Origin of the sequence: Janthinobacterium sp. SUN128 (assembly GCF_030587275.1) — a bacterium.
Taxonomy (GTDB): domain Bacteria; phylum Pseudomonadota; class Gammaproteobacteria; order Burkholderiales; family Burkholderiaceae_D; genus Janthinobacterium; species Janthinobacterium lividum.
The window spans coordinates 1278840-1292774 of sequence record NZ_JAPWHY010000001.1 but is presented as its reverse complement, the minus strand read 5'-3'; the positions used below and the strand labels follow the sequence as shown (position 1 = coordinate 1292774).

At 64.1% G+C, this 13935-nt stretch carries 12 protein-coding genes; 2 read left to right on the top strand and 10 right to left on the bottom strand.

Going from position 1 to position 13935, the window contains the following annotated elements:
• Window positions 1-23 precede the first annotated feature (23 nt).
• Window positions 24-149 (top strand): hypothetical protein, encoded by a 126-nt coding sequence (locus tag O3297_RS05880; RefSeq protein WP_257219132.1) that lies wholly within the window; start codon window positions 24-26, stop codon window positions 147-149.
• A 7-nt stretch (window positions 150-156) separates the two neighbouring features.
• Here O3297_RS05880 and O3297_RS05875 read toward each other — a convergent pair whose 3' ends face one another.
• The 9 genes from O3297_RS05875 to O3297_RS05835 all read right to left on the bottom strand — a co-directional run bounded on the left by O3297_RS05875 (window position 157) and on the right by O3297_RS05835 (window position 12601).
• Complete coding sequence (locus O3297_RS05875) at window positions 157-1368, bottom strand: NnrS family protein (RefSeq protein WP_305048027.1); 1212 nt, start codon at window positions 1366-1368, stop codon at window positions 157-159.
• A gap of 133 nt (window positions 1369-1501) precedes the next feature.
• Window positions 1502-2164 (bottom strand): response regulator, encoded by a 663-nt coding sequence (locus O3297_RS05870; RefSeq protein ID WP_034781594.1) that lies wholly within the window; start codon window positions 2162-2164, stop codon window positions 1502-1504.
• A gap of 24 nt (window positions 2165-2188) precedes the next feature.
• Window positions 2189-4075, bottom strand: a complete 1887-nt coding sequence (locus O3297_RS05865; protein WP_306532415.1) for a type IV pili methyl-accepting chemotaxis transducer N-terminal domain-containing protein — start codon at window positions 4073-4075, stop codon at window positions 2189-2191.
• Between the two features lie 44 nt (window positions 4076-4119).
• The gene (moaA, locus tag O3297_RS05860; protein WP_305048026.1) at window positions 4120-5106 is read right to left on the bottom strand and encodes a GTP 3',8-cyclase MoaA; all 987 of its coding nucleotides are present in this window, start codon (window positions 5104-5106) and stop codon (window positions 4120-4122) included.
• 102 nt (window positions 5107-5208) lie between these two features.
• Window positions 5209-5955 carry a peptidylprolyl isomerase gene (locus tag O3297_RS05855; RefSeq protein WP_034781603.1) on the bottom strand — a complete coding sequence of 249 codons (747 nt, stop codon included), beginning with the start codon at window positions 5953-5955 and terminating at the stop codon, window positions 5209-5211.
• Between the two features lie 15 nt (window positions 5956-5970).
• Window positions 5971-6657, bottom strand: coding sequence for a respiratory nitrate reductase subunit gamma (gene narI / locus O3297_RS05850; protein ID WP_070256335.1), 687 nt, complete (start codon window positions 6655-6657; stop codon window positions 5971-5973).
• Window positions 6658-6684: 27 nt separating this feature from the next.
• A complete protein-coding gene (gene narJ / locus O3297_RS05845) occupies window positions 6685-7341 on the bottom strand; it encodes a nitrate reductase molybdenum cofactor assembly chaperone (RefSeq protein ID WP_305048025.1) in 657 nt (218 codons plus the stop codon).
• Window positions 7342-7350: 9 nt separating this feature from the next.
• The gene (gene narH / locus O3297_RS05840) at window positions 7351-8901 is read right to left on the bottom strand and encodes a nitrate reductase subunit beta (protein WP_305048024.1); all 1551 of its coding nucleotides are present in this window, start codon (window positions 8899-8901) and stop codon (window positions 7351-7353) included.
• Window position 8902: 1 nt separating this feature from the next.
• Window positions 8903-12601, bottom strand: coding sequence for a nitrate reductase subunit alpha (locus O3297_RS05835; protein WP_070256339.1), 3699 nt, complete (start codon window positions 12599-12601; stop codon window positions 8903-8905).
• Between the two features lie 245 nt (window positions 12602-12846).
• Between O3297_RS05835 and O3297_RS05830 the strand changes: the two genes are divergently transcribed.
• Window positions 12847-13218, top strand: coding sequence for a hypothetical protein (locus O3297_RS05830; protein WP_034781616.1), 372 nt, complete (start codon window positions 12847-12849; stop codon window positions 13216-13218).
• Here O3297_RS05830 and O3297_RS05825 read toward each other — a convergent pair.
• Entirely contained in the window at window positions 13204-13899 is a 696-nt protein-coding gene (locus O3297_RS05825; RefSeq protein WP_305048023.1) for a carbonic anhydrase, read from the bottom strand. The genes O3297_RS05830 and O3297_RS05825 overlap by 15 nt on opposite strands.
• Window positions 13900-13935: the final 36 nt, after the last annotated feature.

Genomic DNA, 13935 nt, shown 5'->3' with positions numbered 1-13935 from the left:
AATATGAAAATTTGGGAGACGCCATGATCTGGTGCAGGGATTTACTGCTGAAAGCCTTGATGCTGGGCCTGCTGCTATTCGTCGTGGGCGAATCGCTGTCCTACTGGACGCCGGAAATCAGGAAACTGCTGGCCTGGCGCCCTTCCTGATACCAGCCTAGCCTTCGCGGCCATCCACCCTGGCGCGCCACAGGTACGGCGCATACACGCACGCATACAGGCCAAAGGCCAGCGACCAGCACGCGCCGGCCGCCAGCAGCAGCGGCATGGAGAGCGAAACGGGGCCGACGGCGGCCAGCAGGCGCGCCAGCGCGCCCAGCTGGATCAGCCAGTACATCGCCGCTTCCGCCCTGCCGCCTTTCAACGGGCGGCCCGTGTGGCCCAGGGTGGTGCGCGTCATCATGCCGATGATCAGGCCCGCCATCGACCCTACCGTCAGCGCGTGAAACGCGGCGCTGGCCGGCAGCAGGTGCAGGCTGGCCAGCGCCAGCAGCGCGAAGCCGATGCCTATCCACGCATATGACAGGTGCAGGATCCACAGCAGCGGCACGCGCAAGGTGCGCTGTGGCTGCCATGCCAGCAGATTGGCCAGCGACACGCCGGCAGCACAGAGGGCCAGCGGCGCCGTCAGCCAGGCCGGTGCACCAGCCAGCCACGCGATCGCAGCCGCCGCCATGCAGGCCACGGCGATCAAGGCCCGCTGCGGACTGGCCACGGGCGTACTGCCTGGCGCGCCATTGCGGGTGAACATGGGAATGACGCGCGCGCCGATCACCGATTCGATCAGCACGATAATGAAGATGGCCGCCTGCACGGGCACAAACAGCGACAGCGGCAGCCAACCCAGCACGGACGCGTGGAACAGGCCATTGGCCAGCGCCAGCAAGGCCAGCAAGCCGACGAGGAACAGGTTGCGCGTATTGCCCGAGCGGCGCAGCACCCGATACAGGGGCCAGGCGGCCAGCGGCAGGAACAGCCAGTCGACCAGCGCTGGCAGCAGGCCGGCGCCGCACAGCATGGCCACGCGCCCCGCCAGCCACAACGCCGCCAGCGCCATCAGCGGCGCGCCATGCGGCGTGGGCAAGCCCGTCCAGTTGCGCCCCGCCGTGTACAAAAATCCCACGACGACGGCCAGCGCGAAGCCGAACACCATTTCATGCATATGCCAGCCCAGCCCCACGTGCAGGCCGCCCGCAAGCACACCGAAATAGCTGGCCAGCCACAGGGGAATGCTGATGGCCGCAAACACGGCCGCCAGCAGGTAGAACGGGCGGAAACCCAGTTGCCAGACGGCGTGGCCGGCATGCCAGGGCGCCGCGCCGGGGGCGGCGGCAGAAGGAGATGGTTCGCTGATCGGGGTGATGGCCATGATGGGCTCGCTTTTAAAGATATATTCAATATACTACTTTAAAAGCACAAGGACGGCTATCGGCAAAAAGAACTAGCGAAATAGATGGCAGTGGGCCTGGGTCCGGCCCGGCGGGCCAGACCCTTCTACCGGGCTACTTGCCCTGGCGGTGCTCGACCGCATACACGGCCGCCTGCACGCGGCTGGTGAGGTTGAGTTTTTTCAGCACGTTCTGCACGTGGATCTTGACCGTGCTTTCGGCCAGGTCGAGGGTGCGGGCGATGCCCTTGTTGCTCTCGCCGCGCGACAGGCAATCGATGATTTCCTTTTCGCGCGGCGTGAGCTTGTCGAGTTCCGACACGGGTTCCTCGCGCCGCGTACCCGCCTGCAGCTGCGCCACCAGCTTGCCCGTCATGGCTTCGGCGATGACGACTTCGCCGGCGGCCGCGCGGCGGATGGCGCGCACCAGGTAGTCTGCATCGATATTCTTGATCAGGTAACCGCAGGCGCCCGCGCGCAGGGCCGTCGCCAGGTCTTCCGCGTCTTCCGACACGGTCAGCATGACGATGGCCGTGTCGGGGCAGTCGTGCTGCATCAGTTGCAGCGCTTCCACGCCGGACATGCCGGCCATGTTCAGGTCCAGCAGCACCACGTCGGGCTGCAGCTGGATGGCGCGCTTGATGCCTTCCACGCCATCGGCAGCCTCGCCCACGACGGAAAAATCCGTATGCCGCTGCAGCAGCGAGCGTATGCCGCTGCGGAACAGCGCGTGGTCGTCCACCAGCATGACGGTGATCGGTTTATCGGGAGTCTCCATTTTTTTGTACTTTCAGATAGTGGCTTAGGCGGCGCGGCGCTGTTCGCGCGACAGGTGCAGTTCGACGGTCGTGCCGCCGCCGGGACAGGCATGCACGTCGAACGTGGCGTCGATGCGCTGTGCGCGCTCGCGCATGATATGGATGCCGACATGGCTGTCGCCCTTTTCCAGCACGGCGGCAGCATCGAAGCCGACGCCATTATCGCTGATCGTCAAGGTAAAGTCCTGGTGATCGGCGAGGCGCACCTCGACGTGGCTGGCCTGGGCGTGCTTGCGGATGTTCGACAGCGCTTCCTGCACGATGAATAATAACTGCAATTGCTGCTCGCGGGGGAATGGCGCGCCGTCGACGTCGGCCAGCAGATCGGCCTCGATGCCCGTCTGGCGGCGGAATTTGTCCACCGCCGCGCGCAGGGAGCCGATCAGGTCATCCTCCATCAGGCGGCTGCGGAAGTTCGCCAGCAGCTCGCGCACATCCTCGTAGCTTTCCTTCACGCCCGCATGCAGGGCCGGCACGATGCCCGCCACCTCGTCGAAACGGGCGTTGCGCACGGAGTCGTCAAGCATCTGCACTTGCAGGTTGAGGAAATTGAGGCTTTGCGCGATGCTGTCGTGCAGGCCTTGCGCCACCAGGTTGCGCTCTTCGGAAATGGCCATTTCGCGCTCGCGCGCGGCCAGGCGCAGGTTTTCCAGCGCGATGCCCAGCAGCTGGCCCAGGGTTTCCAGCAAGGCCAGCTCGCGCGCGGAAAACACGCGCGCATGGCGGAAATGCAGGTTGAAAAAGCCCAGGTGCTGTTCATGCGCGTGGATATGGAAGACGGAGACGGTGGCAAAGCCTTCGCGGTGGCAGCGCAGCTCGTGCGCCTTGTCGATGCGGCGCATGTCGTGCACCTTCGCCACCTTCATCTCGACGGCCGTGCCGCATAGGCAGTCGCCCACCTTCAGGCAATGCTCGGACGCCACCAGTTCCTCGGACAGGCCCGTGTGCACCACCATGTGCAGGTTGCCCCGCTCGGCGTCGAGCACGCGCACGGTGGAGCCATCGGCTTCGAAATAGTCGACGATGCGCTGCATGAAGCCGCCGCAAATGTCTTCCAGGGGCTGCGGGCGCTGCAAAAAGGCGGCGCTTTCGTACAGCAGCGCCAGTTCGCGGTTGCGGTATTCGAGGGTGGCCGTCTTGCTGCGCACGCCCTCTTCCAGGTTGCCGTACAGCGCCTGCAGGCGGTCGGCCATCTGGTTGAAGCCACTGGCCAGCTGGCCGAATTCGTCATTGCTTTCCACTGCCAGGCGCACGCTGAAATCGCGCTCCTTCATGCGCTGCATGCCAAGGCGCAGCCGCGTCACCGGTTCGATGATCAGCATGAACATCAGGTAGATCATGCTGACCGTACCGATGACGGCCATGCCGACGAGGATCAGCTGCGAGGCGCGCAGCCAGAAGGTGCGCTGTTCGCTATCGTGCTCGATCAGGCGCACCAATTGATCGACCTGCCCCACGAAGGTATCGGCGTCATGCTCGAACTGGCGCGCGCGCGCGGTGGAATCGGCGGCCAGCGCGGACGGACGCAGGGCGCCGCGCCAGGCAACGCCGATGCGCTCGAATTCCGACTTGATGGCCGTGCTGGGAGGCAGGAACAAGGGGCGCTGCGGGTCGCCGTGGCCGATCTTGGCCAGGGTCTCGTCGATCAGCATCGCCTGCTGGCGCGCCTGTTCGCGGGCGTCGCTGGCAAGCAGCAGAGTCAGGCGGTAGGTCTGCATGCGCAGCCGGCCCGTCTCGTTGATGGCGGCCGAACTGCCTTCCAGCTGCCACGACAGGAACAGGGTGCAACCGATGGCGCTCAAGGCCAGCACCAGCATGAGCAGCAGCGCGCCGACGATCTTGGTCGACAGCTTCTGCCAGGAGGAAAACATCGCCTTGAATTTCATACCGCCCTTGAATGTAAATGCAAACTGCCTCAGCCGCCCGTCTGTGCCATGAACCGGATGATTTTATCGGGCTGCGTATTAAAATCATGCTGCTGCGGCTTGAGTTCGATGGCGGCGCGGATCGCCGCTTCGATCTCCGCATCCGTGGCCCCGCCGCGCAGCATGGGGCCGAAGGCGAATTTCTCTTCCTGGCCCAGGCACAGGTACAGGGTACCATCGACGGACAGGCGCACGCGGTTGCAGGTGGCGCAAAAATGCTGCGACATGGGCGTGATGAAGCCGATGCTCGAGCGCCCGTCGGCTGTCGCCAGGTAGCGCGCCGGCCCGCCACCGAGCTCCATCGCCTGCGGCACCAGGCCAAAGCGGGCCGCCAGGCGCTCGCGCACGGGGCCCAGCGGCATGTAGCAGGCATTGCGGCCCGTGCTGCCCATGGGCATGGCTTCGATCAGGCGCAGGATGAACTGCTGCTCGATGCAGAACGCCGCCATGGCCTCGATCTGGCCGTCATTGATGCCGCGCATGGCCACCATATTGATCTTGATCGGGTCGAAACCGGCCGCCTTGCCCGCCATCAGGCCATCCAGAATCGGTTGCAGGCTGTCGCGCCCCGTGATCTGCTGCATGCAGGCGCGGTCCAGCGAATCCAGGCTGACGTTGATGCGGTCCACGCCCGCCGCGCGCAAGGCCACGGCATGCTTGCCCAATTGGGTGGCATTCGTCGACAGCGACAGGTCCTGCAGGCCAGGCAGCGCCGTCAGCCGCTGCGCCAGTTCCGGCAGGTTGCGCCGCAACAGGGGCTCGCCGCCCGTCAGGCGCACGCGGCGCGTGCCGAGGCGAACGAAGATGCCCAGCAGGCGCTCGATCTCGTCGAACGTCAGCCAGTCCTTCGGTTCCTCGAAGCCGCGAAAGCCCTTGGGCATGCAGTAACTGCAGCGCAAATCGCAACGGTCGGTAACGGACAGCCGCACATAATCGATCGAACGGCCAAAACGGTCCTGCAACTTGACGCTACCCATGACGCTACTCCTGTTTCTTTCTTGATTGTAAAGGCTGGGGCACGATCTGGCTGTGCCCCAGAAGGCCTAGCGGCCTACGCCTTTCGGACTACGCCTTTCAGCCTACTGAACCAGCGGACTGGCTGTGCCTTCCAGTTCGACACCGGCGATCTCGGCGCGCCCCACCAGCAAGTGCAGGTACTGGTGCACGGCGCGCTGCCACGCGGCGCGCGACAGGCGGTCGGCGATCTGCGCCTGCACCGCCTCGTAGGCGATGGCCTGGCCTTCGACCCGGCGCAGTACTTGCACGATGTGGTAGCCGAAGCGCGTTTCCAGCAAATGGCCGGCCAGCGCGCCCTCTTCCAGACGGAACAGCAGCGCGTCGAATTCCGGCACGCTCTGGCCCGGCGACAGCTGGCCCAGGTTGCCCCCCAGGGCGCCGGACGGGCAGTTCGAATACTGCGCCGCCAGTTCGCCGAAGCGCTCGGGCGCCAGTTTCAAGGCATCGAGCACGGCTTGCGCCGTCGTGCGCAGCAGCTCCAGCGGCGCCTCGGGCGTCACCTGGAACAGGATGTGGCGCGCCTCGACCAGCGCCCCGCTACTGAACAGCTGCGGGCGCTGCGCATAAAAGGTGCGGCAAGCCGCATCGTCGGCGGGCGGCACGCGCACTTCCTGCGCAAACAGCGCTTCGATGCGGTCGTCAGTACTGCCACCCTGCACGCCCAGGCGTTCGGCCTCGTCGAGCAGGAGCCGGCGCAGCACCAGTTCATGCACGGCCTGTTTCAGCGGATTGCCGGCGCCGTCGTGATGCGGCAATTCCTGCGCGATGTCGGCATCGTCGATATCGATGCCATTAACGGAGATTCCCATGATGTAGCTCCTTTCTTAGCGGCGGCGCACCAGTTGATAGGCGCGACCCAGATATCCAATGGCGCCAAAGCCGCTCCACACGTGCACCAGGCGGGTGAACGGGAAGATGACGAACAGCGACATGCCCATGAACAGGTGCAGCTTGAACACCAGCGGCGCATCGACGATGAAGCTGGCCGCGTCGCCGCGGAAGGTCACGATGTGCTGCGCCCAGTTCATCAGCAAGACCATCATGTGGCCATCCATGTGCGAAGCCGAGACGAAGATCGACGACAGGCCCAGCAGCAAGGTCAGCAAGATCCACACCATCACCAGCTTGTCGCCGGCCGTGGTGACGGCGCGCAGCCGTTCATTGCCGAAGCGGCGCGCCAGCAGGATCAGGATGCCGACCAGGCACAGGCCGCCCATCACGCCGCCGGCCGCCATGGCCACGCCCTGCTTCAGGCTATGCGACACGCCCAGGGTATCCCATACCCAGACAGGGGTCAGCAAGCCGGCCGCATGGCCGAACAGCAGGCCGATGATGCCGATGTGGAACAGGATATTGCCCAGGCGCAGGCTGCCGCGGTGCAGCAGCTGGCTGGAATCGGACTTCCACGTATATTGCTCGCGGTCGAAACGGATCAGGCTACCCAGGAAAAAGATGGCCAGCGCGATGTATGGATAAATGCCATACACAAATTGATGCAAGTAATTACTCATGATGTACTCTCCTCATGCGGACGCGATTCAAGCGGCGCTCCGCGGCTGCGGGTGAAAATGCACGGGATGGACGCCGCCCGGCGCTTGGCGCAGCAACGGCTCGACGCCGTCCGCACCGGGACCGAAGGTTTCCAGCGCTTCGTCCATGTCGCGCACCGGCGGTTCGGCCAGCATTTCTGCCGCCACGGGGCTCAGGCGTTCGAGCAGCGTGAAGACGGGCGCGTACGGGCTGCCGTTGGCCGTCAGCTTGCGGCCGATGTGCGCCAGCACGTGGACGGCGTCGCCCAGCAGCGGTGCCGAGACTTCCTCGTCGAGCTGTGCCAGAAACTCCAGGAACAGGGGCACGAAGTCGGGCAAGTCGTCGCCCACCATTTGCAGGCCGTGGCGCTTGTATTCCTCCATCAGGTCGACCATGGCCTGGCCCCGGTCGCGCGATTCGCCGTGGATATGCTCGAACAGGTGCAGCGAGTGCGACGGATTGCGGTCGAAGGTGGCCACGTACTGCTGCTGCAGGTCGATCAGGCTGCTGCTTTCCAGGTGCGCCAGCAAGGGCCGCAGCAGCGCGTGCTGCTCCGGCACGGCCGCCAGCGCGGCGCCGAGCTGCGGCAGGTGCGCGATCAGCTCTGGCTCGGGATACAGCAGCAGGCGAGAAAGGACTTGGTAGTGATGCATAGCGTGTTCCATATGAGCTCCTTAAGCGCCTGGCGCCGTTTTGCGCGACTTCGGCATCTGCATGAAGATGGCCGAACCGTGCTTTTTCTTGCCGAACAAGGTCGGCTCGCTGGTGCCGTCCGAGCAGCCATTGCCGAAGCTGAAGCCGCACGAACCCTTCTCGTTGAAACTGTCCTCGGCCATTTCCTTGTGGCTGCTGGGGATGACGAAGCGGTCTTCGTAATTGGCGATGGCCATGATGTGGTACATGTCCTCCACCTGCGCCTTGGTCAAGCCCACCTGTTTCAGAACCGTGAGGTTCTCCACCTTCTCGACGGTCTTGCTGCGCATGTAGGCACGCATGGCCAGCATGCGGTCCAGTGCCGTGACGATGGGCGGCTGGTCGCCGGCCGTCAGCAGATTGGCCAGGTACTGCACGGGTATGCGCAGGCTTTGCGTATCCGGCAGCATGCCGTTCACGCCCAGCTTGCCCGATTCGACGGCCGCCTGGATCGGCGACAGGGGCGGCACGTACCACACCATCGGCAAGGTGCGGTACTCGGGATGCAGCGGGAACGCCACTTTCCACTCGACGGCCATCTTGTAGACGGGCGACTTGACGGCCGCTTCCAGCCAAAGGTCCGGGATGCCCTGGCGGCGCGCCTCGGCGATGATGGCCGGGTCGTGCGGGTCGAGGAACAGGTCGAGCTGCGCCTGGTACAGGTCCTGCTCTTGCGGCACGGAGGCGGCAGCTTCGATCTTGTCGGCGTCGTACAGCAGCACGCCCAGGTAGCGGATGCGGCCCACGCACGTTTCCGAGCACACGGTCGGCTGGCCCGCTTCGATGCGCGGGAAGCAGAAGGTGCACTTCTCCGCCTTGCCGGACGACCAATTGTAGTAAATCTTCTTGTACGGGCAACCGGAGATGCACATGCGCCAGCCGCGGCACTTGTCCTGGTCGATCAGCACGATGCCGTCGTCTTCGCGCTTGTACACGGAGCCGGAGGGGCAAGACGCCACGCACGTCGGGTTCAGGCAATGCTCGCACAGGCGCGGCAAGTACATCATGAAGGTGTTTTCGAACGTGCCGTACATCTCCTTCTGCATGTTGTCGAACAGTTTATCTTTGCTGCGCTGGGCGAATTCGCCGCCCAGGTCATCTTCCCAATTCGGACCCCACTCTATTTTTTCCATCTTTTTCCCCGTCAGCACGGAGATCGGACGGGCCGTCGGCGGCGTCTGCGACAGCGGCGCGCTTTGCAGGTGCTCGTAGTCGTAGGTGAACGGCTCGTAATACTCGTCGATGGCCGGCAGGTTCGGGTTGGCGAAGATGTTGGCCAGGATTTTCAGACGGCTGCCCTGGCGCGGCTCGATCTTGCCCGCGTCCGTGCGGCGCCAGCCGCCATTCCACTTGTCCTGGTTTTCCCACTGCTTCGGATAGCCGATGCCCGGCTTGGTTTCCACGTTGTTGAACCATGCGTACTCGACGCCGTCGCGGCTGGTCCATACGTTCTTGCAGGTGACGGAACAGGTGTGGCAGCCGATGCACTTGTCCAGGTTCAGCACCATGCCGATTTGCGCTCTGATTTTCATACTATGCTCCTTCTTCCTGCAACGGGCCTTCGAGCCAGTCGACCTTGTTCATCTTGCGCACCAATACGAATTCATCGCGGTTGGAGCCCACCGTGCCGTAGTAATTGAAGCCGTACGCCAGCTGGGCGTAGCCGCCGATCATGTGCGTCGGCTTGGGCACGGCCCGCGTCACCGAGTTATGGATGCCGCCCCGCTTGCCCGTCATCTCCGCGCCAGGCACGTTGATGATCTTTTCCTGGGCGTGGTACATCATCGTCATGCCGGCCGGGATGCGCTGGCTGACGATGGCGCGCGCCGTCAGGCTGCCGTTCACGTTGAACACTTCGATCCAGTCGTTGTCGACGATGCCGGCCGTCTTCGCGTCGGTCTCCGACAGCCACACGTGCGGTCCGCCGCGCGACAGGGTCAGCATGCGCAGGTTGTCCGAATACGTGGAGTGGATGCCCCACTTCTGGTGCGGCGTCAAAAAGTTCAGCGCCAGTTCCTTGTTGCCGTTCGGCTTGGTGCCCAGCAGCGCTTCCGTCGTCTTCGTGTTGATGGCCGGCTTGTACACGCACAGCCCTTCGCCGAAATCGCGCATCCACAGGTGATCCTGGTAGAACTGCTGGCGGCCCGTCAGGGTGCGCCAGGGGATCAGTTCATGCACGTTGGTATAGCCGGCCGTGTAGCTGACTTCCTCGCTTTCCAGGCCCGACCAGGTGGGCGAGGAAATGATCTTGCGCGGCTGCGCCTGCACGTCGCGGAAGCGGATGCTGTCATGCTCGCGCGGCAGCGCCAGGTGCGTATGCTCGCGTCCCGTGATGGCGGACAGCGCAGCCCAGGCCTTGACGGCCACGTGGCCATTCGTTTCCGGCGCCAGCGACAAAATCATCTCGGCCGCGTCGATGGCCGTATCGAGGCGCGGCTGGCCCTTGGAGACGCCTTCTTCGAGCACCGTGCGGTTGACGCCGCGCAGTACCTCGACTTCATGCCCCGTTTTCCAGGAAATGCCCTTGCCGCCGTTACCGATGGTTTCCAGCAGCGGGCCGATCGAGGTGAACTTCTTGTACACGTCGCGGTAATTGCGCTCGACCACCGTCATGTTCGGCATGGTCTTGCCGGGAATGGCATCGCATTCGCCGGCGCGCCAATCCTTGGGATCGAAAGGCTGGCCCAGTTCGCCCGGGGTGTCGTGCATCAGCGGCGTGAGGATGATGTCTTGCTGGGTGCCCAGCAGCTCGCCGCCGATTTCCGAGAATTTCTCGGCGATGCCCTTGTAGATTTCCCAGTCCGACTTCGATTGCCACAAGGGCTGCACGGCTTCCGACAGCGGGTGGATGAACGGATGCATGTCCGACGTATTCAGATCATCCTTTTCGTACCAGGTGGCCGTCGGCAGCACCACGTCGCCATACAGGCAGGTGGTCGACATGCGGAAGTCCAGCACCACCAGCAGATCGAGCTTGCCTTCGGCGGCCGGGCGCACTTTCACCTGCTTCGGCGTGATGCAGTCGTCTTCGTCGCTGAGCAAGCCGTTCTGCGTGCCGAGCAGGTATTTCAGGAAGTACTCGTGGCCCTTGCCGGAGCTGCCCAGGATATTCGAGCGCCAGACGAACATATTGCGCGGGAAGTTGGCCGGGTTGTCCGGGTCGTCGCACGAGAACTGCAGCTGGCCCGCCTTGATCTGGTCGAGCGCATATGCGGCCGGCGCCTGCCCTGCCGCCTTGGCGGCCTTGGCCACTTCCAGCGGATTGGTCTGCAGCTGCGGCGCCGATGGCAGCCAGCCCATGCGTTCCGCCTTGGCGTTGTAGTCGAGCAGGGTCAGGTCGCCCGTGCCGCCGGCCGCCGATGGCGAGGCGATGTCGCCCGTTTCCAGCTTTTCATGGCGCCACTGGCTCGTGTGGGCATAGAAGAACGAGGTGCCGTTCATCTGGCGCATCGGACGCACCCAGTCCTGGGCGAAGGCCAAAGGCGTCCAGCCCGTTTGCGGACGCAGTTTTTCCTGGCCCACGTAATGGGCCCAGCCGCCGCCCGACTGGCCGATACAGCCGCACATCATCAGCATGTTGATGATGCCGCGGTACGTCATGTCCATGTGGTACCAGTGATTCAGGCCGGCGCCCACGATGACCATGCTCTTGCCGCGCGTCTGGTCCGCGTTTTCCGCGAACTGGCGCGCCACGGTGATGACGTCGGCGCGCTTCACGCCCGTGTGCTTCTCCTGCCATGCGGGGGTGTACGGCACGTCGTCGTCATAGCTTTCCGCCACGTTTTCGCCGCCGAGGCCACGGTCGATGCCGTAGTTGGCCAGCGTCAGGTCGAACACGGTGGTGACGAGGCCCGTGGTGCCGTCGGCCAGGCGGATGGTTTTCACCGGCACCTTGCGCAGCAACATGTCCGACGCATCCTTGCCGCCGAAGTAGGCGAAACCCACTTCCGTGACGGCGTCGCTGTCGTTGATCATGGAGAGCATCGGCACGATAGGCTCGCCGCTGCCGCCCGCTTTTTGCTCCAGGTTCCACTTGCCCGATTCGCCCCAGCGGAAGCCGATGGAGCCTGCCGGTGCCGTGATGGCGCCCGTGGTTTCATCGATGACGAGGGTTTTCCATTCCGGATTGTTGGTTTCGTCGAGGTTGTTGTCCAGGTGCGAAGCGCGCAGGAAGTAGTCGGGCACCAGGGTGCCGTTATGCTCCTTGAGCAGCACCAGCATGGGGAAGTCCGTGTACTGGCGCGCATAGTCGCGGAAGTAGGCGCTCTGCCCTTCCGAGTGGAATTCCTTGAGGATGACGTGGCCCATGGCCAGTGCCAGCGCGGCATCCGTGCCCTGCTTCGGCGCCAGCCAGATGTCGCCGAACTTCACCATTTCGCCGTAGTCGGGCGAGATGGCCACGGTTTTCGTGCCCTTGTAGCGCACTTCCGTGTAGAAGTGGGCGTCGGGCGTGCGCGTCATCGGCACGTTCGAGCCCCACACCATCAGATAGGTCGAGTTGTACCAGTCGGCCGATTCCGGCACGTCCGTCTGTTCGCCCCACACTTGCGGGCTGGCTGGCGGCAAGTCGCAGTACCAGTCATAGAAGCTCAGGGCCACGCCGCCGATCAGCGACAGGTAGCGCGTGCCGGAAGCATAGCTGACCATGGACATGGCGGGAATCGGCGAAAAGCCGACAACGCGGTCCGGGCCGTATTTCTTGATCGTCAGCGCATTCGCGGCGGCGATGATTTCATTCGATTCGTCCCAGGTGGCGCGCACGAAGCCGCCCAGGCCGCGGATGGACTTGTACTGCTGCGAGCGCACGGGGTCCTGGCTGATCCAGTCCCAGGCCGTGACGGGGTCCATGGTCTTGCGCGCTTCGCGCCACATTTCCATCAGACGGCCGCGCACCATCGGGTATTTCACGCGCTGCGCCGAATACACGTACCAGGAATAGCTGGCGCCGCGCGGGCAGCCGCGCGGTTCGTGGTTCGGCAGGTCGGGCCGCGTGCGCGGATAATCGGTTTGCTGGGTTTCCCAGGTGATCAGGCCATTCTTGACGTATACCTTCCAGCTGCATGAACCGGTGCAGTTCACGCCATGCGTGGAGCGCACGATCTTGTCGTGCTGCCAGCGCTGGCGGTAGGCGTTTTCCCAGGTACGGTCTTCATCGACCACGGTGCCATGGCCGTTTGAAAACGGCTCGGCGGGCTTGCTAAAAAATTTCAGGCGGTCCAGAAAGTGACTCATGCTACCTCCACATTGCGCCGCGGACAGCGGCGCCAGGTCTTAAAAAACGCTGCAAGCAGGATGGCTCAAGCGTCGATACAAACAGTCTATCGATGTGCCGTGCCCGGCGGTATTGGCAAGAAGTCGGTTTCCGGCACCAGGAATGCATAGGCGCGTAGTCACCCGGATAGTCACTATTGCCTATGGGCGGCAAGGCGGCGCTGCGGTATACCTGTCGTCATCGTTCAACCCAGAGAAAGAGCACCATGCCGATTACCGATTACGCCAGCCTGCTGCGCAGCGCCCGCAACCAGGAGCAGCCGCAACGCCTGCTGTTCACCTTTACCCAGGCGCAGGCCCAGCCTGGCGGCCAGGGCAAGTCCCTCACGCCCGTGATGTGCGCCGACAAGCTGCCCGAGGAACTGGACAGCTTCGAGACATTGAAAGAGGAGTCGAAACAGATGCAGACGCACTGGGACGTGGTCTTCGTGGCGGGACTGGCGGGCCAGGACGGCCAGCCGCCCGCGGCGCAGGAATGCGAGGCGCCCCTGCGCGCCATGGTGACGGCCATCGAGCAAGGCCGCATCGACAGCCTGCTGGCGTTTGACCGCAGCGGGGATTTGTTACGTTTTAGCTGAATCCGGCCAAGGGCGCTCGTGCAGATGACGCGCCCGTTCGATCGGGCAGACCAGGGGCAAAAACTGCTGCTGGCGCGCCGAATATGCCATCAGGGCCCCGCTGCCGATGTCGAAATACCATCCATGCAGCTTCAACACCCCCTGCTCCACTCGCCGCTTCAGCCACGGGTAGGTGAGCAGGTTGTCCAGCGACTGCAGGATGCTGGCCAGCTCGCACGCGTGGTGCTGTTCCGCCGACGAGCGGTGCGCCAGCTCGCGCCGCACCCTTTGCGCCACCGGTTCGGCGATGCGCATCCACTGTCCCACAAAGTCCGTTTCCTGGCCTTCCGCTCGCGGCTGCGGTTCCAGCAGCGCGCGGATGCCGCCGCAGCGCGCATGTCCGAGCACGATGACCCTGGCCACTTCCAGCTTGCAGACGGCGAACTCGATGGCCGAGCTGACGCCGGGCGGCGCGTCGGGCGTGCACGGTGGCACCAGGTTGGCGATATTACGCACGACGAACATGTCGCCCGGGTCGCTGCCCGTCAGCAGCATGGGATCGACGCGCGAATCGCAGCAGCCGATCAGCAAGGTCGAAGGCCGCTGCCCGTCGCGCAGGCTGTCGTACAAGGTTTGCGGCTCGCTGAAATACTGCTGCTGAAACAGGCTGAAGCCGTTGACAAATTTTTCCAGTTCTTCCATGACTACCTCGAATACTTTATACAGCGCCCGGCAAGC

What these genes read in the sequence shown, in the direction of transcription:
- moaA (WP_305048026.1), bottom strand. Translation starts at nt 5,106, where the DNA reads ATGGGTAGCGTCAAGTTGCAGGACCGTTTTGGCCGTTCGATCGATTAT.
- O3297_RS05880 (WP_257219132.1), top strand. Translation starts at nt 24, where the DNA reads ATGATCTGGTGCAGGGATTTACTGCTGAAAGCCTTGATGCTGGGCCTG.
- O3297_RS05835 (WP_070256339.1), bottom strand. Translation starts at nt 12,601, where the DNA reads ATGAGTCACTTTCTGGACCGCCTGAAATTTTTTAGCAAGCCCGCCGAG.
- O3297_RS05830 (WP_034781616.1), top strand. Translation starts at nt 12,847, where the DNA reads ATGCCGATTACCGATTACGCCAGCCTGCTGCGCAGCGCCCGCAACCAG.
- O3297_RS05855 (WP_034781603.1), bottom strand. Translation starts at nt 5,955, where the DNA reads ATGGGAATCTCCGTTAATGGCATCGATATCGACGATGCCGACATCGCG.
- O3297_RS05865 (WP_306532415.1), bottom strand. Translation starts at nt 4,075, where the DNA reads ATGTTTTCCTCCTGGCAGAAGCTGTCGACCAAGATCGTCGGCGCGCTG.
- O3297_RS05870 (WP_034781594.1), bottom strand. Translation starts at nt 2,164, where the DNA reads ATGGAGACTCCCGATAAACCGATCACCGTCATGCTGGTGGACGACCAC.
- O3297_RS05825 (WP_305048023.1), bottom strand. Translation starts at nt 13,899, where the DNA reads ATGGAAGAACTGGAAAAATTTGTCAACGGCTTCAGCCTGTTTCAGCAG.
- O3297_RS05875 (WP_305048027.1), bottom strand. Translation starts at nt 1,368, where the DNA reads ATGGCCATCACCCCGATCAGCGAACCATCTCCTTCTGCCGCCGCCCCC.
- narJ (WP_305048025.1), bottom strand. Translation starts at nt 7,341, where the DNA reads ATGGAACACGCTATGCATCACTACCAAGTCCTTTCTCGCCTGCTGCTG.
- narH (WP_305048024.1), bottom strand. Translation starts at nt 8,901, where the DNA reads ATGAAAATCAGAGCGCAAATCGGCATGGTGCTGAACCTGGACAAGTGC.
- narI (WP_070256335.1), bottom strand. Translation starts at nt 6,657, where the DNA reads ATGAGTAATTACTTGCATCAATTTGTGTATGGCATTTATCCATACATC.